General features: G+C 68.5%; 20 protein-coding genes. 8 read left to right on the forward strand and 12 right to left on the reverse strand.

The window, feature by feature from the left end; all coding sequences use genetic code 11:
- Nucleotides 1–86: 86 nt before the first annotated feature.
- From treY to glgB, 5 genes are read right to left on the reverse strand one after another with little or no spacing between them, the layout of a single operon-like run.
- Entirely contained in the window at nucleotides 87–2,465 is a 2,379-nt protein-coding gene (gene treY / locus RS883_RS08255; RefSeq protein ID WP_315764779.1) for a malto-oligosyltrehalose synthase, read from the reverse strand.
- The gene (gene malQ / locus RS883_RS08260) at nucleotides 2,462–4,375 is read right to left on the reverse strand and encodes a 4-alpha-glucanotransferase (protein WP_315764781.1); all 1,914 of its coding nucleotides are present in this window, start codon (nucleotides 4,373–4,375) and stop codon (nucleotides 2,462–2,464) included. The genes treY and malQ overlap by 4 nt, the downstream gene beginning before the upstream one ends.
- A complete protein-coding gene (gene treZ, locus RS883_RS08265; RefSeq protein WP_315764784.1) occupies nucleotides 4,372–6,084 on the reverse strand; it encodes a malto-oligosyltrehalose trehalohydrolase in 1,713 nt (570 codons plus the stop codon). Before treZ ends, malQ begins: the two co-directional genes overlap by 4 nt.
- Nucleotides 6,081–8,183 carry a glycogen debranching protein GlgX gene (glgX, locus tag RS883_RS08270; protein ID WP_315764786.1) on the reverse strand — a complete coding sequence of 701 codons (2,103 nt, stop codon included), beginning with the start codon at nucleotides 8,181–8,183 and terminating at the stop codon, nucleotides 6,081–6,083. Before glgX ends, treZ begins: the two co-directional genes overlap by 4 nt.
- A gap of 4 nt (nucleotides 8,184–8,187) precedes the next feature.
- Nucleotides 8,188–10,344 carry a 1,4-alpha-glucan branching protein GlgB gene (glgB, locus tag RS883_RS08275; protein WP_409977412.1) on the reverse strand — a complete coding sequence of 719 codons (2,157 nt, stop codon included), beginning with the start codon at nucleotides 10,342–10,344 and terminating at the stop codon, nucleotides 8,188–8,190.
- 123 nt (nucleotides 10,345–10,467) lie between these two features.
- Between glgB and glgC the strand changes: the two genes are divergently transcribed.
- Together glgC and glgA are read left to right on the forward strand one after the other, a co-directional pair.
- Entirely contained in the window at nucleotides 10,468–11,736 is a 1,269-nt protein-coding gene (gene glgC / locus RS883_RS08280) for a glucose-1-phosphate adenylyltransferase (protein ID WP_315764790.1), read from the forward strand.
- Nucleotides 11,733–13,199, forward strand: coding sequence for a glycogen synthase GlgA (gene glgA, locus RS883_RS08285; RefSeq protein WP_315764792.1), 1,467 nt, complete (start codon nucleotides 11,733–11,735; stop codon nucleotides 13,197–13,199). Before glgC ends, glgA begins: the two co-directional genes overlap by 4 nt.
- Here the strand turns inward: glgA and RS883_RS08290 are convergent.
- Nucleotides 13,174–13,473 carry a DUF2934 domain-containing protein gene (locus tag RS883_RS08290; RefSeq protein ID WP_315764794.1) on the reverse strand — a complete coding sequence of 100 codons (300 nt, stop codon included), beginning with the start codon at nucleotides 13,471–13,473 and terminating at the stop codon, nucleotides 13,174–13,176. The two genes, glgA and RS883_RS08290, sit on opposite strands and share 26 nt — an antisense overlap.
- 496 nt (nucleotides 13,474–13,969) lie before the next feature.
- On the opposite strand from RS883_RS08290, the gene RS883_RS08295 reads away from it, so the two are divergent.
- The 5 genes from RS883_RS08295 to RS883_RS08315 are packed head-to-tail and all read left to right on the forward strand — an operon-like array spanning nucleotide 13,970 to nucleotide 18,378.
- Complete coding sequence (locus RS883_RS08295) at nucleotides 13,970–15,220, forward strand: lipoprotein-releasing ABC transporter permease subunit (protein WP_315764796.1); 1,251 nt, start codon at nucleotides 13,970–13,972, stop codon at nucleotides 15,218–15,220.
- Complete coding sequence (locus RS883_RS08300) at nucleotides 15,213–15,887, forward strand: ABC transporter ATP-binding protein (RefSeq protein ID WP_315764798.1); 675 nt, start codon at nucleotides 15,213–15,215, stop codon at nucleotides 15,885–15,887. The genes RS883_RS08295 and RS883_RS08300 overlap by 8 nt, the downstream gene beginning before the upstream one ends.
- Nucleotides 15,884–16,369 (forward strand): glutathione peroxidase, encoded by a 486-nt coding sequence (locus RS883_RS08305; RefSeq protein WP_315764800.1) that lies wholly within the window; start codon nucleotides 15,884–15,886, stop codon nucleotides 16,367–16,369. Before RS883_RS08300 ends, RS883_RS08305 begins: the two co-directional genes overlap by 4 nt.
- Before the next feature lie 42 nt (nucleotides 16,370–16,411).
- On the forward strand, nucleotides 16,412–18,058 hold the full coding sequence (locus RS883_RS08310) for a DNA polymerase III subunit gamma/tau (protein WP_409977406.1): 1,647 nt from the start codon (nucleotides 16,412–16,414) through the stop codon (nucleotides 18,056–18,058).
- Nucleotides 18,055–18,378 (forward strand): YbaB/EbfC family nucleoid-associated protein, encoded by a 324-nt coding sequence (locus RS883_RS08315; RefSeq protein WP_315764801.1) that lies wholly within the window; start codon nucleotides 18,055–18,057, stop codon nucleotides 18,376–18,378. Before RS883_RS08310 ends, RS883_RS08315 begins: the two co-directional genes overlap by 4 nt.
- Nucleotides 18,379–18,594: 216 nt before the next feature.
- On the opposite strand, the gene RS883_RS08320 is transcribed toward RS883_RS08315, so the two are convergent.
- From RS883_RS08320 to RS883_RS08345, 6 genes are all read right to left on the reverse strand, one after another.
- Complete coding sequence (locus tag RS883_RS08320) at nucleotides 18,595–19,761, reverse strand: glycosyltransferase (RefSeq protein WP_315764802.1); 1,167 nt, start codon at nucleotides 19,759–19,761, stop codon at nucleotides 18,595–18,597.
- Nucleotides 19,762–19,817: 56 nt separating this feature from the next.
- Nucleotides 19,818–20,246 (reverse strand): OsmC family protein, encoded by a 429-nt coding sequence (locus tag RS883_RS08325; protein ID WP_315764803.1) that lies wholly within the window; start codon nucleotides 20,244–20,246, stop codon nucleotides 19,818–19,820.
- Nucleotides 20,247–20,338: 92 nt separating this feature from the next.
- Nucleotides 20,339–20,656: a glycine zipper 2TM domain-containing protein gene (locus RS883_RS08330; protein ID WP_315764805.1), complete on the reverse strand. Its 318-nt coding sequence runs from the start codon at nucleotides 20,654–20,656 to the stop codon at nucleotides 20,339–20,341.
- Between the two features lie 147 nt (nucleotides 20,657–20,803).
- Nucleotides 20,804–23,383, reverse strand: coding sequence for a DNA mismatch repair protein MutS (mutS, locus tag RS883_RS08335; RefSeq protein WP_315765034.1), 2,580 nt, complete (start codon nucleotides 23,381–23,383; stop codon nucleotides 20,804–20,806).
- A 16-nt stretch (nucleotides 23,384–23,399) separates the two neighbouring features.
- Complete coding sequence (locus RS883_RS08340) at nucleotides 23,400–23,675, reverse strand: type II toxin-antitoxin system RelE/ParE family toxin (protein WP_315764807.1); 276 nt, start codon at nucleotides 23,673–23,675, stop codon at nucleotides 23,400–23,402.
- On the reverse strand, nucleotides 23,654–23,839 hold the full coding sequence (locus RS883_RS08345) for an antitoxin (protein ID WP_315764809.1): 186 nt from the start codon (nucleotides 23,837–23,839) through the stop codon (nucleotides 23,654–23,656). Before RS883_RS08345 ends, RS883_RS08340 begins: the two co-directional genes overlap by 22 nt.
- A gap of 108 nt (nucleotides 23,840–23,947) precedes the next feature.
- On the opposite strand from RS883_RS08345, the gene RS883_RS08350 reads away from it, so the two are divergent.
- The gene (locus tag RS883_RS08350) at nucleotides 23,948–26,206 is read left to right on the forward strand and encodes an NADP-dependent malic enzyme (RefSeq protein ID WP_315764811.1); all 2,259 of its coding nucleotides are present in this window, start codon (nucleotides 23,948–23,950) and stop codon (nucleotides 26,204–26,206) included.
- The last annotated feature ends 2 nt before the right edge of the window (nucleotides 26,207–26,208 follow it).

Raw genomic sequence — 26,208 nt, forward strand, 5'->3', positions numbered from 1 at the left:
TTCTATCGTGGATTGCCAGTGCTGTGTTCCCGTGAAAGCGGGAGCCTAGGGCGTTGGCGACGCACTCTGTTTCACCTTGCGTCGCGTCAATGCACGGCGACGTGGACGGGCAATTCGCCAAGCAGATCGGCGGCACGGTGACGATCGCCCGCAATCGTCACATGCGTATCGCCCCACCAGTCAGCGTCGACCATCGGCGTGTCGCCCACGGCGGATGCCGTGCGAAGCGGCGTCACCACCACCAGTGCTCGGTCACCAACCCGCCGTTCGAAGGCGAGCAGATGCTTCGCACGCTCGCCGGTAATGTCGAGTGGCGAAAGCGGCGCCTCGAACAACGTCGGTTCTGATGCGCGCAGCGCGAGCGCATGGGCGATCAGCGCCTGCTTGATGCGCCCGCTCGCCCAATCCGACAGGATCGAGGGATCGCCCCAAACCGCGATCGGCTGCCGCGCGGCATAATCGACGGGGCGCCGGTTGTCGGGATCGACGAGGCTCAAGTCCCAGAACTCGGTTCCCTGATAGCAATCCGGAACCCCCGGCAGCGTGCATCGCAGCGCCGCCTGCACCAGTCCGTTGAGCGCGCCGGCAGCCGCGATTTGCCCCCCAAGGGCGCCAACGCCCGGCGTACCGATCAGCGTCTCACCCACCGCGATCGCGCGCGCCTCATACGCCTCGTCGGGCTGCGTCCAGGATGAGCGCAGCTTCGCCTCGCGCAGCGCCTTTCGCGTCCAGTCGGCGATCCGCTCGGCAAAGTCGTCGGCCGGCGCGCTCGCCATCGGCCAGGCGCCGACGATCGTCTGGAGGATCATCAGCCGGTCGCCGGGGTCAATGTCGCTGTCGTCAAGGCCTTCGACCAACGCAGCCCAAGCATCGGGCACCTCGCTCAGCACCGCGAGCCGCGCGCGTACGTCCTCGCCGCGCTTGTGGTCGTGCGTGGCGGTGGCGAGCATTGCGTGGGGGAAGTTGCGCGTGCGGGCAGCGATGCGATCCAGGAACGCGGCGGGCGTTTGCGCGAACCGCGCCGGGTCGAAGCCCACGTCCGTGCGTGAGAGCAGGCGGCCGTAGCGATAGAAGGCGGTGTCCTCGACCGCCTTGGCCGCGAGTGGTGCGCTCAGTTGCTCGAAGCGCCGGGCGGCGTCGCGCGCCTCAGGCCGGGTCAGCATCCATTCGGCGAGGCGGCCGGGTAGCTCGGCCTCACCCGGCGCCGACGCGTCCGCCGCCGCGCGCGCCGCGGTTCGTAAGCGTTCGCCATTGTCTGCCTCGCTGCCGGCGTAGCTGCGGTAGGCGTCGAAGTGCAGCAGCATCCCGAACAGCGCGCGGCGGATCATGCCTTGCGTCAGGTCGCGCGTTTCTGCGTCGCTCATAGCGATCCCGTGGAACGCCGCCGCCGCCGCGTTGAGCTGGCCGGGGAAGGTGCGCTCCAGCGTCTCGATGCGGGCGCGATGCTCCTCGCTCGCGAAATCGCCCGCTCGGCCGGACACGCGCTGCCACAATTCGGTGAGCGGCGCTTCACCCGCGGGATCGTGGAGCAGCGCCGACACCTCGTTCATGAAGTCATAGCCGCTGGTGCCGTCGGTCTGCCAGCCGATCGGCAGCGCCTCGTCCGCGGCAAGGATTTTCTCGACGACGAGGTACCCGCCGGGTCGCAGCGCATCCATCGCCGCGCGGAGGCGCCGGCAGTAGCCCGCCGGGTCCGCAAGCCCATCGACATGGTCGATGCGCAGCCCGTCGATCAGCCCCTCACCATAGAGGCGAAGCGGCAGCGCGTGGACCGCGTCGAACACCGCCTGATCCTCGACCCGCAGCGCGGCGAGCTCGGTGATGTCGAAAAACCGCCGCCAGTTGATCTCGTCGCCCGCCGTGCGCCACCAGGCGAGGCGGTAATGCTGGCGCTCCAGCAGCGCGTGCAACTCGGCCGGGTCGTCGAAGCGGCGCGGATCGGCTTCGGTTTCGGCGCGGTCCTCGGGACGGATCGGAAAGCGATGCGCGTCGTGCGCGATCACCGCGGTGCCGTCGTCGCTCAGCTTCAGCGCGCCCGCCGCCAGCGCCTCGCCATAAGGCTGACCAAGGAAGGGGGCGAGGAGCTTGCCCGTTGGTTGCCAGTCGATGTCGAAGAAGCGGGCGTACGCGCTGCCCTCGCCATGTTCGAGCACGTCGAGCCACCAGCCATTCTCGTCGCCGCCGACGCCCATGTGGTTGGGCACGATGTCGATAATGATGCCGATCCCGCGCTCGCGCAGGGCTGCCGCCATCGCGCGGAAGCCGTCCTCGCCGCCGAGTGCGGGGTTGATCGTGGTCGGATCGACCACGTCATAGCCGTGCATCGACCCCGTCCGCGCGGTGGAAATCGGCGAGGCATAGAGGTGGCTGATGCCGAGATCGGCGAGATAATCGGCCTGCGCCGCGGCATCGGCGAAGGTGAAGCCGGCGTGGAACTGGATGCGATAGGTCGCGCGCGGGATCATGAGGGGCGTTGGTCCTTGATGCGGGCAATGCGCCGGCGAACGTCCGGGCGGGCGAACAGGTCGACGGCGGGAGCGGGCAGGCGGCGGCGCCAATTGGGATGCTCGTCGACGGTCCCGGGGAGGTTGGGCGCCTGATCGAGCCCGAGCAGATCCTCGATCGGCACGATCGCGAGCTGGCACGGGGTGGCGGCGACGAGAGCGATGGCGGCGTCGACGGCGAGATCCGGATCGTCCGGTGTGTCGCCGTCGGCGACCTCCGCCTCTGTCGCGCAGGCCGAGAGGCGCTCGCGATCGTCGGCGCGCTGCTCGCGCTGGCCGGTCGCATCCTCGCCACCGAGTTGCTCGCGCCAGTCGATGTCGGTGCCGCGCCACCAGCCCGCAACGGGGGCGAGGTCGTGCGTGCTCGTCATCGCCGCGGCGCCGGGCTCCCAATCGGCGGCGGGAATGAAGTCGCCCGCCTTGTCGCGCTCGAAGGGGAGGACGCGCATGCCGAGGATGCCACGCGCCGCCAGTGCCTCGCGCAGCCCCGATGGGACGACTCCCAGATCCTCACCGATGACGATTGCGTTCGCGCGCGCCGATTCGAGCGCGATCAGGCGCAGCAGCTCGGCTTCGGGCTGGCGCAGATATGCCCCATCGAGTGGCGAGGCGCCGTGCGGCACCACCCACAGCCGCCGAAGCCCGAGCGCATGATCGATGCGGATGCCGCCCGCATGGCGCATCGCGCCGCGCAGCAGGTCGATGAAGGGTCGGTAATGCTTGGTGCGCAGGGCCAGCGGCGAGAAGCTGGTGATGCCCCAATTCTGGCCCGCCGCCTGGAATGCGTCGGGCGGTGCGCCGATGCCGATGCCGAGCATCAGCTCGTCACCCTGCGCCCAGGCATGGCTGCCGCCTGCATCGATGCCGACAGCGATGTCGGCGACGAGGCCGATGCTCATGTCGCCGGCCGCGCGGGCGGCGTCGGCGAGGTCGGCTTCGGCCCGCCACTGCGCGAACAGGTGGAAGCGGATGTCGTCGCCATGGTCGCGCGCGAAGGCGGTGGCCGCGGACCCGGCGGGGTCGTGATAGGCGCTCGGCCAGTCCTGCCACCCGCGCGCGCCGCCCGCGCGATGGAAATGCGCGTGAAGCGCCTCGAACAGGGCATGGCGGCGGAGGCTCTCGTCGGCGGCGGCGACGTACTCGGCGAATTCGGGGGCGTCATGCTGCGCAGCATAGAGGTCACGCAGCGCCGCCATCTTGGCGGGAACGGCGCTTGGCCAGTCGATCAGCTCGGCATCGCTGCCCCTTGCTTCGGCCGTCGTGTACCAGGGATTCAGATAGTGGCGGCTGGAGGGGGAGTAGGGGCTGTAGCGCGTCGGATCGGCGGTGAAGAGCGCGTGGACGGGGCTGAGCATCAGCGCGTCGGCACCGGCGCGTGCCGCCTCGCCCGCGAAGTCGGCGAGGGCGCCGAAGTCGCCATACGGGCCGGAGCCTCGCAGCGAATAGAGCTGGACCGCGGTGCCCCAGAGCCGCGTCTCGGCGGGAAGCGTCGCGCCGCGATCGGGCGCGACGATCAGCTCGATCTCGCCACCACGATGCTCGAGCCGGTGGTAGCCAGGGGTCTCGATTGCGGGCGTGGCGGAGAGGTCGAGCGGGCGGGTGCCGCCGTCCTCAAGATGCAGCGTCGCCGGCCCGTGCAGCCCGCGGATCGGCTCGCCGACGCCGATCACGCGGCACGTCTCGGCAGCCTCGCCGGTCAGCCCGGCGAGGCTGTCGGCGCATTGGCCCGGCGTCGCGCAGTCGAGGCCGAGGCCGGTGAGCACCGCGCGCAGGCTTTCGATCGACACGCGCTGCGCCTTGCCGCCCGCATCCTCCCAGTCGACGAGCACGCCCGCCGCTTCGGCAAGCGCCAGGACCGATGCGTCGCTCATCGCAGCCAGGCGGCGAAGCTGGCGGGAGCGAGGCTATCGCGGGCCAAAGCATTTTCCGTCGTGTACAGCGGCTCGTCTTCGGGCGCCGCGAACGGCACCGAAGCTTCGCCGAGGTTGAGCGCAATCATCAGTTCTCGGTCGTTCAGCCGCCACCGCGCGGTTACCGCCGCTTCGCCAATGGCCTCGGCTCCGAGACCCTCGCCGTCGCTCAAGTGCGGCACGATCGCCTCGCGCCGGAGCGTCAGCAGTTCGGTGTAGAGCGCACGCCAATCTTCGGCATCCGGTCCCGGCAGGGGCCGCGACGCCTCGAACGTCGCGGTGGCATTGGGGTCCGGGATCGCCTCTCGCGCGTGCTCGTCGGAAAACCCCGGGAAGCTTGCGAATTCATTGCGGCGGCCTTCGCGCACCGCGTCGGCGAGGTCGTCGTGGAAGTCGGTGAAGAACAGGAAGGGCGCCTCTGACCCGACCTCGTCGCCCATGAAGGTCAGCGGCACTTGCGGACAGAGCAGCAGCAACGCCGTCGCCGCGCGCAGCCGGGCCGCGTCGGTCAGCACCGTCAGCCGCTCGCCCAGCGCGCGGTTGCCGATCTGGTCGTGGTTCTGGAGGAAGCTGACGAAGCGGATCGGCGATAGATGCCCGCTCGGAGCGCCCCGCGGCTTGCCCTTTTGGTTGGGCGAACCCTGGCCCTGATAGATGAAGCCTTCGGCCAGGCATCGCGCCAGCTTCTCGGCAGGCGCCTCGGCAAAGTCGCGATAATAACCGTGCGTCTCGCCGGTCAGCAGCACGTGGAGGACGTTGTGGAAGTCGTCGTTCCACTGCGCGTCATAGGCGCCGGTCAGCCGGTCGGGGTCGTTATGCTCGTTCTCGAGCACCAGATGGACAAGGCGATCGGGAAATGCGCCGCGCACCTCGCCGGCGAGCCGGTCGAGAAAGGCGTTGTCGCCGATCGCGTGGACGGCATCCAGGCGGAGGCCATCGAACCGGAACTCGCCCAGCCAGTAAAGCGCATTGTCGATGAAGAGGCGAGCGACGGGCTCCCGTGCGAAATCGATCGCGCCGCCCCAGGGGGTGTTCACGTCCGCCTTGAAGAAGTCGGGCGCGGTGGCGGGGAGGTAGTTCCCGTCCGGGCCGAAGTGATTGTAGACGACGTCGAGCAGCACCATCAGCCCGCGCGCGTGCGCCGCATCGATCAGCGCCTTCAGTTCGTCCGGCGAGCCATAGGCGGCGGTGGGCGCATAGGGCAGCACGCCGTCATAGCCCCAATTGCGCATGCCCCCGGTGGCGGCGAGCGGCATCAGCTCGATCGCGGTGAACCCCGTCGCGGCGATGTCGTCCAGCCGCTCGGTCAGGCCCGCATAGCCGCCTGCCGCGCCGACATGCACTTCCTGGATGACCGCCTGGTGCCACGGCCGCCCGCCCCAGTCATGCTGCCAGGTATAGCGCTCCGGCTCGGCGACAACGCTCCAGCCGTGCACGTCGCCCGCCTGCGCACGCGACGCGGGGTCCGGCACGGCCGTCCCGTCGGGCAGGGCGAAGCGATAGCGCGTGCCCGGCCCGGCGGCGGTGTCGAGCCCGAACCAGCCATCGGCCTCCGGCAGCATCGGCTCCGGGGCCATGCCGTCGATCTCGACCGCGAGCGCCTCGACCCCCGGCGCCCAGATCGCGAAGCGCGTGCCACCATCGGCAAGCGGCTGCGGCCCCCATTTCATTCGACCGGACCCTTGGCATAGATCAGCACCGCGGCGCGGTCCTTCACCTCGACCTCCGGCTCGGTCAGGTCGTATTCGCCAAGCTCCGTATCGGCGCTGTCGACCAGCAGGCGGCGGTAATGATGCGGTTCGGGCAGGTGGAAGCGCAGGCTCGCCTCCGACCCGTTCATCAGCATCGTGATCGCCTCGAACGATCCGTCTTCGCACAGTCGCGCGCGCCGCATCGTCAGCGCCTTGCCCAGCGGGTTCTGCCAATCCTCGGGCGACAGCGGCTGACCGCGTTCGTCAAACCAGTCGATGTTGCGCAGCCCCGGCGCGATCTCCTCGCCATAGAGGAACGCCGCCGATCGGACGAGCGGGTAGTGCTTGCGGATCAGGATCAACCGACGGACGAAATGGGTGAGGTTCTGCCCCTCGTCGCTCGCCGCCTGCTTCCAGTCGAGCCAGCTGATCTCGTTGTCCTGGCAATAGGCGTTGTTGTTGCCGAACTGCGTACGCCCGAACTCGTCGCCCGCCAGCAGCATCGGCGTGCCGAGCGAGGCGAGCAGGGTGATGAGCATCGATCGGCGGACCCGGTCGCGGACGGCGTTGATCGCAGGATCGTCGGTCGGTCCCTCGACCCCCCAGTTGCAGGAGAGGTTCTCCGAATGGCCGTCGCGATTATCCTCGCCATTCGCCTCGTTGTGGCGGTGTTCGTAGCGGGTGATGTCGGTCAGCGGCTGGCCGTCATGGCTGGCGACGAAGTTGACGCTCGCCCAGGGGCGCCGCGCGCGGCGATCGAACAGGTCCCCCGAGCCGAGGATACGCGCGGCGAACTCCGGCCGCATTCCTTCATCCCCGCGCCAGAAGCGGCGCGTGGAATCGCGGAACTTGTCGTTCCATTCGGCAAAGCCCGGCGGGTGGTTGCCGAGCTGATAGCCGCCCGGCCCGATGTCCCAGGGCTCGGAGATCAGCTTGACGCGGCCGAGCACCGGATCCTGGCGTAGCGTGTCGAAGAAGCTCGCGCCCGGATCGAACGCGCCATCGCCCGTGCGGCCGAGCGTCGCGCCCAGGTCGAAGCGGAAGCCGTCGATGCGATAGCTCTCGACCCAGTGCCGCAGCGAATCGGTGACGAGCTGGAGAACGCGCGGCTGGTCGAGGTTGAAGGTGTTGCCCGTGCCGGTGTCGTTGACGCAGTAGCGCGGATTGTCCTTTTGCAGCCGGTAGTAGGTCGCGTTGTCCAGCCCGCGAAAGCACATCGTCTGGCCAAGCTCGCTGCCCTCGGCCGTGTGGTTGTAGACGACGTCGAGGATCACCTCGATCCTCGCGGCATGGAGCCGCCGGACCGCAAGCCGCAGATCGTCGGCATCGCCGCGGCCCAGATACCGCCCCTCCGGCGCGAAGAAGGCGAGGCTGTTATAGCCCCAGTAATTGACCAGTCCCTTCTCCTTCAGGAACCGGTCCTGGACGAAGCCGTGGACGGGCATCAGCTCGACCGCGGTGATGCCCAGCCGCTGGAGATGCGCGATGACGTCTGGGTGGCTGAGTGCGCGATAGGTGCCGCGCTCCGCGCCGGGCACGCTTTCCATCAGGCGGGTCAGCCCCTTGACGTGCGCCTCATAGATGATCGTCTCCGACCATGGGATGTTGGGCCTACGATCGTCGCCCCAGTCGAAGCCGTCGGCGACGACAACTGACTTGGGCATCGACGGCGCGCTGTCGCGGCGGTCGAAGGAGAGGTCCGCGCGCGGGCTCGCGACGCGATAGCCGTGAAGCGCATCACTCCACCGCACCCGGCCGAAGGTGCGCTTGGTGTAGGGATCGAGCAGCAGCTTGTTGGGGTTGAAGCGATGCCCCTGTTCGGGCTCGTACGGCCCATGCGCGCGAAAGCCGTAGAGGAGGCCGGGCCGCGCATCGGGCAGGTAGCCGTGCCAGATCTCGTCGGTCCATTCGGGCAGCTCCAGCCGCGCGATCTCCTGCCGCCCGCTTTCGTCGAACAGGCACAGCTCGATCTTCTCGGCATGGGCGGAAAAGACGGCGAAGTTGACGCCCAGCCCGTCAAAGGTTGCGCCCAGCGGATAGGGAACGCCGCTGTCGAGGCGGTCGGGAATTCGGGTCAAGGCCTCAGGCTCCTTGGTGGCGCAGGATCAGCGTGGCGAGCGGCGGCAGCGTCAGCGACAGCGAATGCTCGCGGCCATGTGCGGGCACAGCCTCGGCCTCGATCGTCGCGGGATGGTCGAGCCCGCTGCCGGCATAGCGGGGATCGTCGGAGTTGAACGCGGTGGTCCAGCAACCGGCATCGGCGACGCCGACGCGATAGCCATGGCGCGGCACCGGCGTCATGTTGACGACGCACAGGAGCGGCGGCGCGCCATAGGGCGAGCGGCGCAGGAACGCGAACACGCTGTTGCCGGCATCGTCGCCGACCACCCACTCGAACCCGCGCTCGTCGGCATCGCTCTGGTGCAGCGCGCCCTCCGCGCGGTAGAGCGCGTTGAGGTCGCGGACGAGCGCCTGGACGCCGGCATGGTTGGCGTCGCCAAGCGCGGCCCAGTCGATCTGGCCGTCATGGCTCCACTCGTGCCATTGGGCGAGTTCGCCGCCCATGAACATCAGCTTCTTGCCGGGATGCGCCCACATGAAGCCGAGATAGGCGCGCAGATTGGCGAACTTCTGCCAGGTGTCGCCCGGCATCTTGCCGATCAGCGACCCCTTGCCGTGCACCACCTCGTCATGGCTGAGCGGCAGGATGAAGCGCTCCGAAAAGGCATAGACGGGACCGAACGTGACGAGCCCGTGATGCCAGCGGCGGTTGATCGGATCCTCCTCCATGTAGCGGAGGGTGTCGTTCATCCACCCCATGTTCCACTTGAAGGTGAAGCCGAGGCCGCCATGCTCGGGCGCGGCGGTCACGCCGGGAAAGGCGGTCGATTCCTCGGCGATCGTCATCGCGCCGGGGCAGCGCTCTCGCACGGCGGCGTTCATGCGCCGGAGGAAGTCGATCGACTCCAGATTCTCGCGCCCGCCATGGACGTTGGGCACCCATTCGCCCTCTCGCCGACTGTAGTCGCGATAGAGCATCGACGCGACGGCATCGACGCGAAGCCCGTCGATGTGGAACCGCTCCAGCCACCACAGCGCCGAGGCGATCAACATCCCCGACACCTCGCGGCGGCCGAGATTGAAGATCAGCGTGTTCCAATCGGGGTGATAGCCCTCGCGCGGGTCCTGATGTTCGTACAGCGCGGTGCCGTCGAACTCGGCGAACCCGTGCGCGTCGGAAGGGAAGTGCGCCGGCACCCAGTCGAGGATGACGCCGATCCCGGCCGCATGACAGCGATCGACGAACCGCGCGAACTGCTCGGGCGAGCCGTAGCGAGCGCTCGGTGCAAATTGCGACAGCGGCTGATAGCCCCAGGAGCCGCCGAACGGGTGCTCGGCGATCGGCATCAGCTCGACATGGGTGAAGCCCATGTCGGTAAGATAGGGGATCAGCTGGTCGGCAAGTGCGTCCCAGTCATGCGCCTCGCCATCCCAGGGGCGCCGCCACGATCCGGCGTGCAGCTCGTAGATGCTGATCGGTGCGCCCGGATGATGGCGATCGCCGCGCCCGGCCATCCAGCCATCATCGCTCCACGCAAAGTCGGGGGCTGGGGCGACGATTGAGGCGGTAGCGGGGGGCTGTTCGGTCGCGCGGGCGAGCGGGTCGGCCTTTTCGCGAACGATCCCGTCCGCTCCGGCGATGGCGAACTTGTAGCGCGCGCCTGCGCCGATGCCGGGCACGAACAGTTCCCAGACGCCGCCGTCATGGCGCAGCCGCATCGGCAGGCGGCGGGGGTCCCAGCTACAGAAATCGCCGACCACGCCGACCCATTGCGCATTCGGTGCCCAAACGGCGAAGCGCGTGCCCGCAACCCTCGCGACCGTGTCCGGATTGGCACCCAGGCGAAGGGGCAAGTCCCAGTGCGACCCTTCGCGCAGCAGATGCAGGTCGAGATCGCCGAGCTGCGACGGAAAGGCGTAGGGATCGGCCGCTTCCGACCGGCCGCAGCCCAGCCAGTCAATGCGCAGACGATAGTCGCCGGCAGGCGCATCCCCGACGAATAGGCCTTCGGGCTGGACGGGCCGAAGCAGCCATTCCTCGCCGCCGGAGACGACCGCGACCCGCTCGGCCCCCGGCTGGAAGGTCCGCAGCACGCCTTCATGCACGCCCAGAAACGCAAAGGGATCGCGCAACCAGTCAACCGACGCGTTCGATGCGTGCTCCAAGCCGTCCCCCATGCCCTGAGCCGCTTCGAACGCCGCACGTGCGAAGAAGTGCCACAGTCCCTGATTTATCGTGACAGCCATGGAACTTGCGGCGGTCGCCCGCGCTTCAACGCCGTCAGGCGAGGGGAGCGCAGAATGCCGCCAAGTGCAACGTTGAGGGGTCTCGTCACGCGTCAGGCGATGGCGATTGTGCTGGCCGGTGGCCGCGGCAGTCGCCTGATGGAGCTGACCGACAGCCGGGCCAAGCCCGCGGTCTATTTCGGCGGCAAGACGCGCATCGTCGACTTTGCGCTGTCCAACGCCTTGAACTCCGGCATCCCGCGGATCGGCGTGGCGACGCAGTACAAGGCGCACAGCCTGATCCGCCACCTTCAGAACGGCTGGAGCTTCTTTCGCAACGAGCGCAACGAGAGCTTCGACATTCTCCCCGCCAGCCAGCGGGTATCGGAAGAGAACTGGTATCTCGGCACCGCCGACGCGGTGTACCAGAATCTCGACATCATCGGCAGCTATGCGCCCAAGTACATCCTCGTCCTTGCCGGCGACCATATCTACAAGCAGGATTACGGCGTGATGCTCGAGGAGCATTGCGAGACCGGCGCCAGCGTCACCGTCGGCTGTGTCGAGGTGCCGCGGATGGAGGCGACCGGCTTCGGCGTGATGCACGTCGACGACCAGGACCGCATCGTCGATTTCCTCGAAAAGCCCGCCGATCCGCCGGCGATGCCCGGCCACCCGGATCTCGCGCTCGCCAGCATGGGCATCTATGTCTTTGAGACCGAGTTCCTGGCGCAGGTGCTGCGCGAGGATGCCGCCGATCCGAACAGCAGCCACGATTTCGGCAAGGACATCGTTCCCAAGCTGGTGCGCGACGGCAATGCGCGCGCGCATCATTTCAGCCGGTCGGCGCTGCGATCGGGGCCGGAGGCGGAGCCCTATTGGCGCGACGTCGGCACGCTCGACGCCTATTTCGCGGCCAATATCGACCTGACCAACACGGTGCCCGCACTCGATCTATACGATCGCGAATGGCCCATCTGGACCTATTCGGAGATGACCGCGCCGGCCAAGTTCGTCCATGACGAGGATGGACGCCGGGGTGAGGCGGTGTCCTCGCTCGTGTCGGGCGACTGCATCGTCTCGGGCGCGTCGCTCCGCCACTCGCTGCTGTTCACCGGCTGCCGCATCAACAGCTATTCGCAGATCGAGAATGCGGTGCTGATGCCGCGGGTCAAGGTCGCGCGATCGGTCAGCCTCAAGAACGTCATCGTCGATCGTGGCGTTGAGATCCCGGAGGGCCTCGTCGTGGGTGAGGACCCGGTGCTCGACGCCAAGCGCTTTCGCCGGACCGACAACGGCATCTGCCTCATCACCGCCGACATGATCGCGAAGCTCGATCGGTGACGTCTATCCGGCTGCTGTCGGTCGCCTCTGAAATCTATCCGCTGGTCAAGACCGGCGGGCTGGCCGACGTCGCCGGCGCGCTGCCCGGCGCGCTGGCGGGGGAGGGGGTGGCGACGACGACGCTGATCCCCGGCTATCCGGCAGTGATGGCGGCGATTGAGGGTGGCGAGCGTCTGCACGCCTATGCCGAGCTGATGGGCGGCCCGGCGACGCTGATGCGCGGGCGTGCGCACGGCCTCGACCTCATCCTTCTCGATGCCCCGCATCTGTTCGACCGGCCCGGCAACCCGTATCTGGGGCCCGACGGTCTCGACTGGCCCGACAACGCGCTCCGCTTCGGTGCGTTCGCGCGCGCCGCCGCCGATCTGGCGGGTGGACGCGTGGCGGGGTTCGAGGTCGATGTCATCCAGCTTCACGACTGGCAGGCGGGGTTGGCGGCCGCCTATCTCCACTATGACCCGCCGGTGCGGCGACCGGGGGTCGTCACGACGATCCACAATCTCGCGTTTCAGGGCGTGTTCCCCGCCTGGATGCTCGGCCCGCTCGGGCTCCCGGCACAGGCGTTCGCGCTCGACGGGCTCGAATATCATGGACAGATCAGCTTCCTGAAGGGCGGGCTGATCTTCGCCGATCGCATCACCACCGTCTCGCCGACCTATGCGACCGAGATCATGGGCGAGGCGGGCGGGATGGGGCTCCACGGCCTGCTCGGCGGCCGGAGCGACGTCGTGTCGGGCATCCTCAACGGCATCGACACCGCGGTCTGGGACCCGGCCACCGATCCCGCGCTCGCCGCACCGTTCGATGCTTCCAACCTTGGCGCAAGAGCCGCGAACAAGGCGGCGCTCCAGCGCAGCTTCGGGCTTGAGGAAGACCCCGCCGCCTTCCTGATCGGATCGGTCGGCCGGCTGACCGAGCAGAAGGGCATGGACCTCGTGCCCCCGCTCATCCCCGACCTGGTCGCCGCCGGCGCGCAGTTCGCGCTCTTGGGCAGCGGCGATCGGGAGCTGGAGGATGCCTATCGCACGCTCGCCACCGCCTATCCGGCCCGCGTCGGCGTCCGTATCGGCTATGACGAGGCGCTGGCGCATGCGATCGAGGGCGGCGCCGACGCCTTCCTCATGCCCAGCCGCTTCGAGCCGTGCGGCCTCACCCAGATGTATGCGCTGCGGTATGGCGCGGTCCCGATCGTCGCGCGGGTGGGCGGTCTGGCGGACACGGTGATCGACGCGAGCCCCTATGCGCTGGCTCAGGTTGTCGCGACCGGCTTCCACTTCGCCGCCGGGTCGGCGGCGTCGCTGCGCGCGGCGCTCACCCGCGCGATGGCCATGCACCGCGACGAGCCGGGCGCCTGGAGCCGCCTTCAGCGCAACGGCATGGCGACCGACTGCTCCTGGGGCAGCGCGGCGCGTCAGTACGCCGCGCTGTTCGCCGCGATCATTCCCCCGCCTTCTTCGGCTTGAGCGTCCGCGGGGCGCGCGCTCGCTTGACCGCGCCCGTCTCGGGCTCGGCGGGCTTGCGCGGCGCCCGCTTGGCCTTGGGCGTTTCGGTCGAGCCGCGCTCGGCGGCGGGCACCGCCTCGGGCTCGGCACCGGCGATCGGGTCGGCGTCGATCAGCCGGGCGGCGTCGTGCCAATGTTCCTCGTGCCGGCCGGCGGGGCGGCCTTCCTGCTCCCAAAGCTGATAGGCGCGCTCGCGCACGCGGCTGTCGCGATCGGGACCCTGCTTGTCGCTCATTCGCCTTGCCTTTCCGAAGGTTGGCCCGTGCCACGCAACAACCGGCAGCCCGGCCAAGCGTTGCACCGTCGACCCCGCCCGACACGCTTTCGTCGCACGCGTCAACGCCGAAGCGGCGCTTCATTGTCATCAGTTGAGAGAAGCGCGGCTCGATTGCCGGGCATGACAGTTCGGAGGCCCAGAAACGGCAAACGCCCGGGCCGCTTGTGCAGCCCGGGCGCCTGCGTGACGATCGCTCGTCAGCCCCCTAAAGTTGGCTCCGTCCACTCGCCTTTACCTTACGGCTTGGCGGGACTGGAACCTCCCCGAACCACGGCCTGTTTGCCTGAGCTTCGTGAGATTGTGGTTAGGCTTGTCGTCACCGGCTGTCATTCGGAAAGCGGGTGGGCGAATCCGAATCGCTTCACCCTGTGTTCATTAGGCAACAGCCCTGATTGCGCCGGTCCGCAACGCTGCTAGAGCGGGCAGGAATGATCGTTTCAACCAAGGCTTTCCTATGATCCTGTCGCGCTACGAGCGCTTGATCGCGCGGCGATATCTGCTGCCCGGACGGGGGGAGGCGTTCATCTTCCTCGTCGCCGGAATCAGCCTGGTCGCGGTGATGCTGGGCGTCGCCGCGCTCGTCATCGTGATGAGCGTGATGAACGGTTTCCGCGCCGAGCTGTTCGACAAGATCGTGGGGCTCAACGGCCATGCTGTGGTGCAGGGCTATGCGGGACAGCTGCGCGACTGGCGCCAGGTGCTGGACGACGCGAAGCGGACGCCGGGCGTCACCAGCGCCACGCCGCTGATCGAACAGCCGCTGATGACCGACTTCAACGGCCGGACCGAGGCGGTGCTGCTGCGCGGGATGCGGGTGGAGGACATTCGCGGCAACCCGACGATCCGCGACAATGTGATCCTGGGCAAGCTCGATCAGCTGACGCCAGGCAGCGGCAACATCGCGATCGGCTCCCGCCTGGCGCAGTCGCTGGGCGCGACGGTCGGCAGCGAAATCTCGCTCATCAGCTTTCAGGGCGTGTCGACGCCGATGGGGACGGTGCCGCGCATCGTCGCCTATCGGATCGCCGCGATCTTCGAGGTCGGCGTCTACGACTATGACAAGGCGTTCGTCGTCATGCCGATGGAGGATGCGCAGACGCTCCTTCTGATGGGCGATTCGGTCGGCATGATCGAGATCGACACCGTCGACCCGGACAAGGTCGAGCAGATCCTCCAGCCGCTCGCCGCCAAGGTGGTGTCCAAGGGTCAGCTCAACGACTGGCGGCGGCTCAATTCGGAGATCTTCGAGGCGCTTCAGGTCGACCGGCTGGTGACGTTCACCGTGCTGTCGATCCTGATTCTGGTCGCGGTGTTCAACATCCTGTCCTCGCTCATCATGCTCGTCCGCGCCAAGACGCGCGACATCGCGATCCTGCGGACGATGGGGGCGACCCGGGGCGGTCTGATCCGCATCTTCGTCACGGTGGGCACGACGATCGGCTCACTGGGCATCATCGCCGGGCTCATCATGGGGTTCATCCTGCTCTACTTCCGTCAGCAGGTGCTCGGCTTCCTCGGCCTCGTCACCGGGCAGCAGATCTGGGATCCCTCGATGCGCTATCTGACCGAATTGCCGTCCAAGACCGATCCGATGGAGATCGCCGGCATCGCGCTGATGGCGTTCGTGTTCAGCTTCCTCGCCACGCTCTATCCCGCATTCAAGGCGGCGAGCACCGACCCCGTTCAGGTGCTCCGCTATGAGTGAGGCGGTCCTTTCCACTCACGATCTCAAGCGCAGCTTCACGCAGGGCGGCGCGACGATCGAGGTGCTGCGCGGCGTCGATCTGCACGTCGGCCCGGGCGAGATCGTCGCGCTGCTCGGCCCCTCCGGATCGGGCAAGTCGACGCTCCTCCAGGCGGTCGGGCTGCTCGAGGGCGGGTTCGAGGGATCGATCCGCATCGCGGGACAGGAGGTCGCCAAACTCGACAGTGCGGGCCGCACCGAAGTCCGCCGCGACCGGCTGGGTTTCATCTACCAGTTCCACCACCTCCTCCCCGACTTCACCGCCGCCGAGAATGTCGTGTTGCCGCAGCTCATCCACGGTGCGAGCGAAAGCCAAGCGGCGGACCGTGCCGAGCGGTTGCTGTCGGTGCTCGGCCTCGGCCACCGCCTGACGCATCGGCCGAGCCAGCTCTCGGGCGGCGAGCAGCAGCGCGTCGCCGTGGCGCGCGCGCTCGCCAACCGGCCCGCGCTCGTGCTTGCGGACGAGCCCACCGGCAACCTCGACGAAGCGACCGCCGACATCGTCCTCGCCGAATTCCTGCGGCTTGTCCGCGGCGAAGGCTCGGCGGCTTTGGTGGCGACGCACAACGAGCGGCTAGCGAGCCGGATGGACCGCGTCGTGCGGCTGCATGAAGGAGTGCTCGAATGACCGATCTCTATTCGATCCCCGTCAAGGCCGCCGACGGCAGCGAGGGCGACCTGTCGCCCTATCGCGGGCGCGTGCTGCTGATCGTCAACGTCGCTTCCAAATGCGGATTCACGCCGCAGTATGAGGGGCTGGAGGCGCTCTACCGCGCGCATGAAGGGGCAGGCCTCACCGTGCTCGGCTTCCCCTGCAATCAGTTCGGTGCGCAGGAGCCCGGCGACGCCGCGGAGATCGCGACCTTCTGTTCGACCAGCTATGACGTCACCTTTCCGATCCTCGCCAAGGTCGACGTCAACGGCCCCGATGCCGCGCCGTTGTGGCGGCACCTGAAGCATGAGGCGCCGGGGCTCCTGGGCAGCGAGGCGATCAAGTGGAACTTCACCAAATTCCTGGTCGGCCGCGACGGCCGCGTGATCGAACGCTATGCCCCGACCACCAAGCCGGAGGCGATCGAGGTCGACATCCAGAAGGCGCTTCAGCGCTGACGGGGCTATCCCGCGACGCCCCCAAGCCCTAGATTGACCGTGATGGACGAGATGGGTTTCGATCTGGGCGAACCGCCCGCGCCGCCGGCCGCAAAGGGCGAGGCATATCGCGTCCTGGCGCGCAAATATCGGCCGCAGACCTTTGCCGAGCTGATCGGCCAGGATGCGATGGTCCAGACGCTGGGTAACGCGATCCGGCGTGACCGGCTGGCCCATGCCTTCCTGCTGACGGGCGTGCGCGGGGTCGGCAAGACCTCAACCGCGCGGCTGATCGCCAAGGCGCTCAACTGCATCGGCCCGGACGGGCAGGGCGGGCCGACGATCGATCCGTGCGGCGTCTGCGAGCCCTGCCGCGCGATCGCCGAGGGGCGCCACATCGACGTGATCGAGATGGACGCCGCCAGCCACACCGGCGTCGACGACGTCCGCGAGATCATCGAGGCGTCGCGCTATGCCGCCGTGTCCGCGCGCTACAAGATCTACATCGTGGACGAGGTCCACATGCTGTCGAAGAACGCGTTCAACGCGCTTCTGAAGACGCTTGAAGAGCCGCCCGCGCACGTCAAGTTCCTGTTCGCCACGACCGAGGTGAACAAGGTTCCGATCACCGTGCTGTCGCGCTGTCAGCGGTTCGACCTGCGCCGGATCCCGGCCGAGAAGCTTGCCGCGCATTTCGCGCATGTGGTCGACGCCGAGGGGTTCGAGGCCGAGCCCGAGGCGCTGGCGCTGATCGCGCGCGCCGCGGAAGGGTCGGCGCGCGACGGGTTGTCGATCCTCGATCAGGCGATCGCGCATGCCGGCATGGAGGGCGGCGGGGTCCGCGCCGACGCGGTGCGCGAGATGCTGGGCTTGTCCGACCGCGGCGCGGTGAGAGAGCTCCTGGCGCTGCTGCTGGCGGGCGATGCGCCGGGGGCGCTGGCGGCGCTCCGGCGGCAATACGACCTGGGCGTCGATCCGCAGGCGGTGCTGCGCACGCTGCTGGAGACGGTCCACGGCGTGACTTTGGTGAAGGTCGGCACCCCCGCCGATCCCGCGCAACCCATTGAGGCACGCGAGGCGCTGGCCGACTGGGCGTCGCGGCTGTCGTTCCCGCTGCTTCACCGGCTGTGGCAGCTGCTGCTCAAGGGACATGAGGAGGTCGGGCGTGCGGCGCTTCCGATCGAGGCGTGCGAGATGGCGCTGCTGCGCGTGATCCACGCCGCGCAGCTTCCCGACCCGGGCGAGCTGGCGCGTCAGATCCGCGAGGGCGGCGTGCAGGTCGCCCCCGCCGCTCCCGCTCCCGCTGCCGCGACACCGCCGCCGGCTGCCGCCGCGCCGGCGCTTCCGGCGACGCTGGAGGCGATCGGCGACACGATCGCGCAAACCGGACGCGTGGCGCTTGCGGAGGCATGGCGCAACCATGCGCGGCCGGTGCGGATCGAGCCGCCCGAAATCGTGCTGTCGACCGCGCGGCCGATCCCGTCCGACTTCCCGCGCGAGCTGATGGACGCGCTGAAGACCGCGACCGGTGCGCGGTGGAAGGTGACGACGAGCGACGCGGCCGGCGAACCTTCGCTGCGCGAAATGGAACGCGCGGACGACGAAGCGTTTGAACAGTCCGTACGCGAACACCCCGTGGTGGCCGCCGCGCTCGCCGCCTTTCCCGGCAGCGAGCTGGTCGGCCCCAAGACCAGACGGAGCATGACATGAAGAATCTCGACGACATCATGGCGATGGCCCAGAACGTCCAGAACGAACTGACCAAGGCACAAGCGGCGCTCGACACCATCGAGGTCGAGGGCGTTTCGGGCGGCGGCCTGGTCAAGGTGCGTGCCAGTGCCAAGGGCCGAATCATCGGCGTGGATATCGATGAATCGCTGCTGAAGCCCGAGGAAAAGGGCGTGATCGAGGACCTGGTCGCCGCGGCGCTCAACGACGCACGCGCGAAGGCGGATACGGCAAGCTCGACCGAGATGTCGAAGCTGACCGCCGGCATGCCGCTCCCGCCGGGCTTCAAGCTGCCGTTCTAAGGCAATCTTCGTCACCCCGGCCTTGAGCCGGGGTCCCGCTGCCTTGGAAGAGAGAAGAAGCGGGATCCCGGATCAGGTCCGGGAAGACGGATTATGCGACTGAAGCTCCGAAAGTCATGCCGGACTTGTTCCGGCATCCACCGTCCCGCGTACTCACCGGCCACTTGGTCCGCGGAACCGTGGACCCCGGAACAAGTCCGGGGTGACGGCTGGAGATCAGCGCCGTCGCTCGACCAACGCGGCCAGATGCGCCCGCAACGTCTCGGCGTTCCGGTTCCAGGTGAAGCGGCTCGCCGCCTCGCGCACGGCGGCCGGCTCGGACGGATCCGCCAGCAACTCGCCGATCGCCGCCGCGAATGCCTCAGGCGACCGCTCGACGATCCGCCCCGCCTCTGCCCGGTCGAGCACCTCGCGCGCGCCGCCGGCGTCGGGGATCACGATCGACGTCCCGCTGGCAAGCGCCTCGACCCATGCATTGGCAAGCCCCTCGGATGAGGAGGCAAGCGCCATCACGTCGGCGGCAGCCAGCAGCGGTGGCAGCGAATCATGTGGCACGGGCCCGAGCAGTACGACCCGACCGCCGATGCCCAGCCGGTCGATCTGCGCCTGTAGCGCGGCCCGCTCCGGACCATCCCCCGCGATGCGCAGCGCCACGCCAGGGAGCCGCGCAACCGCATCGATGACGATGTCGTGACCCTTGCGCGGGATCAACGCGCCGACCGAAACGACCAGCGGACCGTCGATGCCAAGCGTTGCCTTGGCCCCCGCATCGGGGCGAAAGCGCGCCTGGTCGACTCCGGTGTAATGCACCACGATCCGATCGCCGGGCATGCCGAGCGCGATCATGTCGCCGCGCATCGCCTCGCTGACCGTGAGCAGTCCGTCGGCCGCGCGGCCCGCCTCCCGGACGGCAGCGCTCGTCGCGGGCGCACGCCCCCAATGATGAATGTCCGCCCCGCGCGCCTTGATCGACACCGGCACGCCAAAGCGCTTGCCGAGCGCCACCACAGCCGGGCCGTCGGGAAAGAAGAACGATGCGTCGATCACGTCGAACGCGAACTCGCGGCGAACACGCGTCAGCAGCGGCGCCAGCGCTCGCGCGAGCATCGCCGCGTGCCAGCGCCCGTTCGTGCCGGGCAGGTTGAGGAAGCGCGGCCGATCGACGGCGAGCCCCTTCCACGTCTCCGCGCGCGGCAGTTCGGATAGCCCGCGATAGACCGCATGGCGCGACAGCGGGAAGGGCGGCAGACCCACCGGCGCCACCACGCGCACCTCGGTATCGGAAAGCGCCGCCAGCCCGAGCGTCTGCCGCTCGACGAACACGCCGAAGTTCGGCCGCGTCGCATCGGGAAACAGGGTCGAGAGCGTGAGAACGCGCAGCATCGCCGCGGCTTAGCGCGGGAAGGTTAAGCGATCCGCCACCTTCCCGCGCTGGTCGATCAACCGTTCAGCGTATGCTCCAGCGTGATCTCGGCATTGAGAACCTTCGAGATCGGGCAGCCGGCCTTGGCCTCGCCGGCGATCTTCTCGAACTCGTCCGCCTCGATACCGGGCACGCTGGCGGTCAGCACCAGGTCCGAACGGGTGATCTTGAAGCCGGGACCGTCCTGCTCCAGCTTGACCTTCGCCGTCGTCTCAAGCGTGCCGTCGCTATACCCGGCCTGCGCGAGCGCGAAGCTCAGCGCCATGGTGAAGCACGAGGCGTGGGCGGCGGCGATCAGCTCTTCAGGATTGGTGCCGGGCTCGTCGGCGAAGCGGGTGTTGAAGCCATAGAATTGGTCGGTCAGCACACCCGACTGGAGCGAGACATGGCCCTTGCCCGCCTTGCCCAGGCCTTCATACTTCGCGCTCGCGCTACGGGTCGTCATCGTCGCAATCTCCTTTGACGTGAATCAGTCGCCCAAACGAAAAGGGCGGGCATTGGATGCCCGCCCTTCGTTACACCTTTGCGCGATCGAAATCAGCGGCAGCGGCTGCGGCTGCCGCTCCGCTCGATCTCGCGGCCGGCTAGCGCGCCCGCGCCCGCACCGAGCAGCGTCCCGAGCGTGCGGTCGCCGCGCGTGTCGATCGTGCGGCCGACCAGCGCGCCGGCGACGCCGCCCACGAGGAGTCCAGTCGTGCCATCGGGCTTGCGGCAATATCGGCGGCCGTCACGACCGCGCCACTCGCGATACTTGTAGCGCTTCTGCGCCGAAGCCTCGGCCTTGTCGGTCGGGATCACGGCAGTGGCAGGAACAAGCAGGCCGGCGGCGGCAACCGCCATCATCAGATTACGCATGGTTCAAACTCCCTAGTTCAAAATCTCGCCCCTCTGAACGCCAGTTTCGGAAGAGAGTTTCATGAACGAAACGTTCAGCCGATCCGGCGTTCCCGGACCGCCCGTCTAGGAGTTCGAGCCTGAATGGAATGTGGGAGCGTCGTTCATCTAGCGCGCAGGTTCGCCGGCCAATGTCTTGAGTTTGTAGAGCGCCTCCAATGCCTCGCGCGGTGACAGCGCGTCGACGTCGATGGCGGCGAGCGCTTCGCGTAACGCATCGACCGCCTGCGCCTCCTGCTCCGCCGCGGCGGCGAAAAGCGGCAGGTCGTCCAGGCCGGCGGCGAGCCCGCCGGTCTTCTGGCGCCCGGCCTCCAGCTTCGCCAGCACCGCCTTTGCCCGCGCGATCGTCGCCGGCGGAAGGCCCGCAAGCCGGGCGACGGCAAGGCCATAGCTGCGGTCGGCAGGGCCGGGAGCGAGTTCGTGCAGGAGGACGAGATCGCCCTTCCATTCGCGCGCGCGGACATGGTGGAGGCGAAGCGCATGGCAGCGCTCGGCCAGCCGGGTCAGCTCGTGATAGTGGGTCGCGAACAGACAGCGGCAGCGATTGACCTCATGGATCGCTTCCACCACCGCCCAGGCGATGGCGAGCCCGTCATAGGTCGAGGTGCCGCGGCCGACCTCGTCCAGGATGACGAAGCTGTTCGGCCCCGCCTGCGCCAGGATCGCGGCAGTTTCGACCATCTCGACCATGAACGTCGATCGACCGCGCGCCAGGTTGTCGCTCGCGCCGACGCGGCTGAACAGGCGATCGACCAGGCCAATGCGCGCGCGCGTGGCGGGCACATAGCTTCCCGCCTGCGCGAGCACCGCGATCAGCGCGTTCTGGCGCAGGAAGGTCGACTTGCCGCCCATGTTCGGTCCGGTGACGAGCCACAGGCGCGAATCCTCGCCCAGCGCGCAGTCGTTGGCGACGAAGCGCTCGCCTGTTCGGGCCAGCGCCGCCTCGACCACCGGGTGTCGCCCGCCCTCTATCTCGAAGCATGGCTGTTCGGTCAATTGCGGGCGAGCCCAGCCGCCCTCCGCCGCGCGCTCGGCAAGCCCAGCGGCGACGTCGATGCGCGCGAGCGCATCGGCGGTGCGGGCGATCGGCTCACGGCAGGCGAGCGCTTCCTCGACCAAGGATTCGAGGTGCGCGGCTTCGGCGGCGAGCGCGTGGCTGCCCGCCTGCGTCACCTTGAGCGCGGCCTCGTGCAGGTCGGGCGCGTTGAAGCGGACGACGCCCGCCAGCGTCTGGCGATGGGTGAAGCCGCTGCCGTCCGCCATCAGCTTGTCGGCGGCGCGAGCGGGCACCTCGACATGATAGCCGAGCACGCCATTGTGCCGGATCTTCAGTGCTGCGATGCCGGTGCGCGTGCGATACTCGGCCTCGAGCGCGGCGATCGCGCGTCGTCCGCCGGCACCCGCCGCGCGAAGATCATCGAGCGCGGCGTCGAAGCCCTCTGCGATGTAGCCCCCTTGCGCGGTCTCGATCGGCGGTGCGGGAACGAGCGCGCGCTGGAGCAGGTCGATCAGCGCGCCGTGTCCCTGAAGGCGAGGGGCGAGGTCTGCGAGCAGCGGCGGCGGCGCGGCAATCTGCGCCAGGCTCTCGCCGAGCTGCCACGCGGCGTCGAGCCCATCGCGAAGCTGGCCGAGGTCGCGCGGACTGCCGCGACCGGCAACGAGGCGGCCGAGCGCGCGGCCGATGTCGGGCAGCGCGCGCAACTTGGCGCGGACGCGTTCGCGAAGCGCGCTCTCGTCATGAAAGCGTTGGACGAGGTCGAGCCGCGCACCGATCGCGGCTGCGTCCATCAGTGGCGCCGAAAGATCGGCAGCGAGCAGGCGCGCGCCGGCCCCGGTGACGGTGCGATCGACGGCGTCGAGCAGGCTGCCCGCGCGGGTACCGCCCTGCGTGCAGGTAAGCTCCAGGCTCTCTCGCGTAGCCGCGTCGATCGCCATCGTGGCGCCGCCGGCATGGAGCACGGGCGGGCGCAGGAAGGGGAGGGCACCCTTGGCGGTATGCTCCAGATAGGCGATCAGGCCGCCCGCCGCGGCTAGCCCGGCACGGCTGAACTGGCCGAATCCATCGAGCGTCGCGACGCCGTAGAGCGCCTTCAGCCGCGCCTCGCCACGCGCGCTGTCGAAGTCCGCGCGAGGGCGATAGGTGGTGGCCTCGATCGCCGCGCCCTCGACCGCAACGATTTCGGCCGGCGAGAGGCGGGCGAGGGTGGCGCCTAAAGAGGCCGCGTCGGTCTCGAACAGCTCGAACCGGCCGGTCGACACGTCCGCGGCGGCAACGGTGACGCCGCCCGCCGCTTCGCCGACCGCGACGCACCAGTTGGCGGCCCGCGCGTCGAGCAGTGCCTCTTCGGTCAGCGTGCCCGCGGTGACCAGCCGGACGATGGCGCGTGAGACCAGCGCCTTCGACCCGCCGCGCTTCTTGGCCTCCTCCGGCGTCTCGACCTGTTCGGCGATGGCGACGCGGTGTCCGGCCTTGATGAGCCGCTGGAGATAGGCGGTCGCCGCGTGGATCGGCACGCCGCACATCGGAATGCGCTCACCCTCGTGCTCGCCGCGCCCGGTCAGCGCGATGTCGAGCACGGCGGACGCGACGCGCGCATCGTCGAAGAACAGCTCGAAGAAGTCGCCCATGCGATAGAAGAGCAGGCAGTCGCCCGCCTCTTCCTTGAGCGTCAAATACTGCGCCATCATGGGGGTGGGGGCATTATTACTCATCGGGGCGGCGGGCGCCGTGACGAACTCGCAGGATCAGAACCTCGTCTCCCAGAACCAGATATCGAATGATGTACGGGCGCAAAGTGACCAACTCCCTGGCACCATTGCTGGCCGGACGACCACGATTTGGAAACTCGGATAGGCTCTCTCCGAGCGCGTAAAGGCTTGCGGCCAGCCGTTCGGCCGCGGTGGGATCGAAAACGCGGACATAGGCAGCGATCTGGTCGATTTCGACGATCGCCGGCCTCAACCAGACGACTTTAGCCATTCGTCGAAGGGCTTGAAGTCGGGATCGCCCCAGGTTCGCAGCCACTGCTTGACGACCGAATGGGGGTAAGAGCGGCCAGCGCGATAGTCGGCCATCGCACGCGCATCGGCCTCAGCGTCGGCTTCTTCGTCGCGAGTCTCAAAGATGCCGGGCTCATGCTCCATCCCCCGAACATAGCCGGCACGCCCATGCTTGCCTAGGCTTGCCCTTCGCGGCCTGAGCGGCCAAGAGCCCTAGCGTCACCCGCCCCTTCGCCAAGGACGCTGCGCAGCATGACCGACGAACCCGCCGACCAGTTCACCGAGCGCGAGGCGCTGCGTTTCCATGCCGAGGGCCGGCCGGGCAAGATCGAGATCGTCGCATCCAAGCCGCTGACGACGCAGCGCGACCTGGCGCTTGCCTATTCGCCCGGCGTCGCGGTGCCGGTGAAGGCGATCGCGGAGGATCCGGCGACTGCTTATGACTACACCGCCAAGGGCAATCTCGTGGCCGTCATCTCGAACGGCACCGCGATCCTGGGTCTCGGCAATCTGGGCGCGCTCGCCTCGAAGCCGGTGATGGAGGGTAAGGCGGTGCTGTTCAAGCGCTTCGCCGATGTCGATTCCATCGATATCGAGCTCAAGACCGAGGACGTCGCGCGCATCATCGACGCGGTCGAGCTGATGGAGCCGAGCTTCGGCGGCATCAACCTTGAGGACATCAAGGCGCCCGAATGCTTCATCATCGAGCAGACGCTGCGCGAGCGGATGAACATCCCGGTCTTCCATGACGACCAGCACGGCACCGCGATCATCACCGCGGCGGGGCTCATCAACGCCTGCCTGCTGACCGGCCGCCGGCTGGGCGACATAAAGGTCGTGGTCAACGGCGCGGGCGCCGCGGCGATCGCGTGTACCGAGCTCATCAAGGCGATGGGCGTGCGCCACGACAACGTCATCATGTGCGACCGCACGGGTGTCATCTATCAGGGCCGCGACGGCGTGAACCAGTGGCAGTCGGCGCATGCCGCCGCCACGGACCGCCGCACCCTGGTCGAGGCGCTGCACGGCGCCGACGTGTTCCTGGGCCTGTCGGCAGCGGGCGCGCTGAAGCCCGAGATGGTCAAGGACATGGCGCCCGCGCCGATCATCTTCGCGATGGCCAATCCCGAGCCCGAGATCCGGCCCGAGCTCGCCAAAGCCGCCCGGCCCGACGCGATCATCGCCACCGGCCGCTCGGACTATCCGAACCAGGTCAACAACGTCATCGGCTTCCCCTTCATCTTCCGCGGCGCGCTCGACGTGCGCGCGACGGGGATCAACGACGAGATGAAGATCGCCGCCGCAAACGCGATCGCCGAACTGGCGCGCGACCGCGTGCCCGACGAGGTGGCGACGGCTTACGGCGTGCAGCACGTCTTCGGCCCCGAATATATCATTCCGGCGCCCTTCGACCCGCGGCTGATGGAGGTCGTCTCGGCCGCTGTTGCCAAGGCAGCGATGGATTCGGGCGTGGCGACGCGGCCGATCCTCGACATGTCGGCGTATCGCGAAAGCCTGCGCGCGCGGCTCAACCCGACGACGGCGGTGCTCAGCCTTGCGTACGAGGGCGCGCGCGCGCGGCCGAAGCGCGTCATCTTCGCCGAGGGTGAGGAGGAAGTGGTGCTTCGCGCCGCGATCGCCTTCCGCGACGGCGGCTACGGCACGCCGGTGCTGGTCGGCCGCGACGACGTACACGACCGCCTGAAAGCGCTGGGCGTCAGCGATCCGGAAGGATTCGAGGTCCACAACAGCCGCGTCTCGCCGCTCGTCCCGGCGATGGTCGACTTCCTCTACGCTCGGCTCCAGCGGCGCGGCTTCCTTCGCCGCGAATGCGAGCGGATGGTCAACCAGGACCGCAACATCTTCGGCGCGCTCCTGCTCCAGCTGGGCGAGGGCGACGCGATGATCACCGGCGTGACGCGCGCCTATGCCCAGTCGATGCGCGAGATCAAGCGCGTGATCGACCCGGCGCCGGGCCGCACGCCGTTCGGCATCCACGTGCTCGTCGGCCAGACCCACACCGTCTTCATCGCCGACACCACGGTCAACGAGCGGCCGACCGGCGAGGAACTGGCCGACATCGCCGAGGCGACGGCACAGGTCGCGCGTCGCATGGGCCACGAGCCGCGCGTCGCGTTCCTCAGCTATTCGACCTTCGGCAATCCCGAGGGCAAGTGGCTCGACAATCTGCGCGAGGCTGTGACGGTGCTCGATCGCCGCCAGCCCGGCTTCGAATATGAGGGCGAGATGGCGCCCGACGTCGCGCTCAATGCCAAGCAGCTCGCCAACTATCCGTTCGCGCGGCTTTCGGGTCCGGCGAACGTGCTCATCATGCCGGGGCTTCAGTCGGCCAACATCTCGGCCAAGCTGCTTCGTGAGCTGGGCGGTGACCAGATGATCGGCCCGATGCTGATCGGCATGGAGAAGAACGTGCAGATCGCGCCGATGACGGCGACGGCGAGCGACCTCGTCACGCTGGCGGTGCTGGCGGCTGGAGGCATGGCGCGCTGAGC

The organism is Sphingomonas sp. Y38-1Y (assembly GCF_032391395.1).
Classification (GTDB): Bacteria; Pseudomonadota; Alphaproteobacteria; order Sphingomonadales; family Sphingomonadaceae; genus Sphingomonas.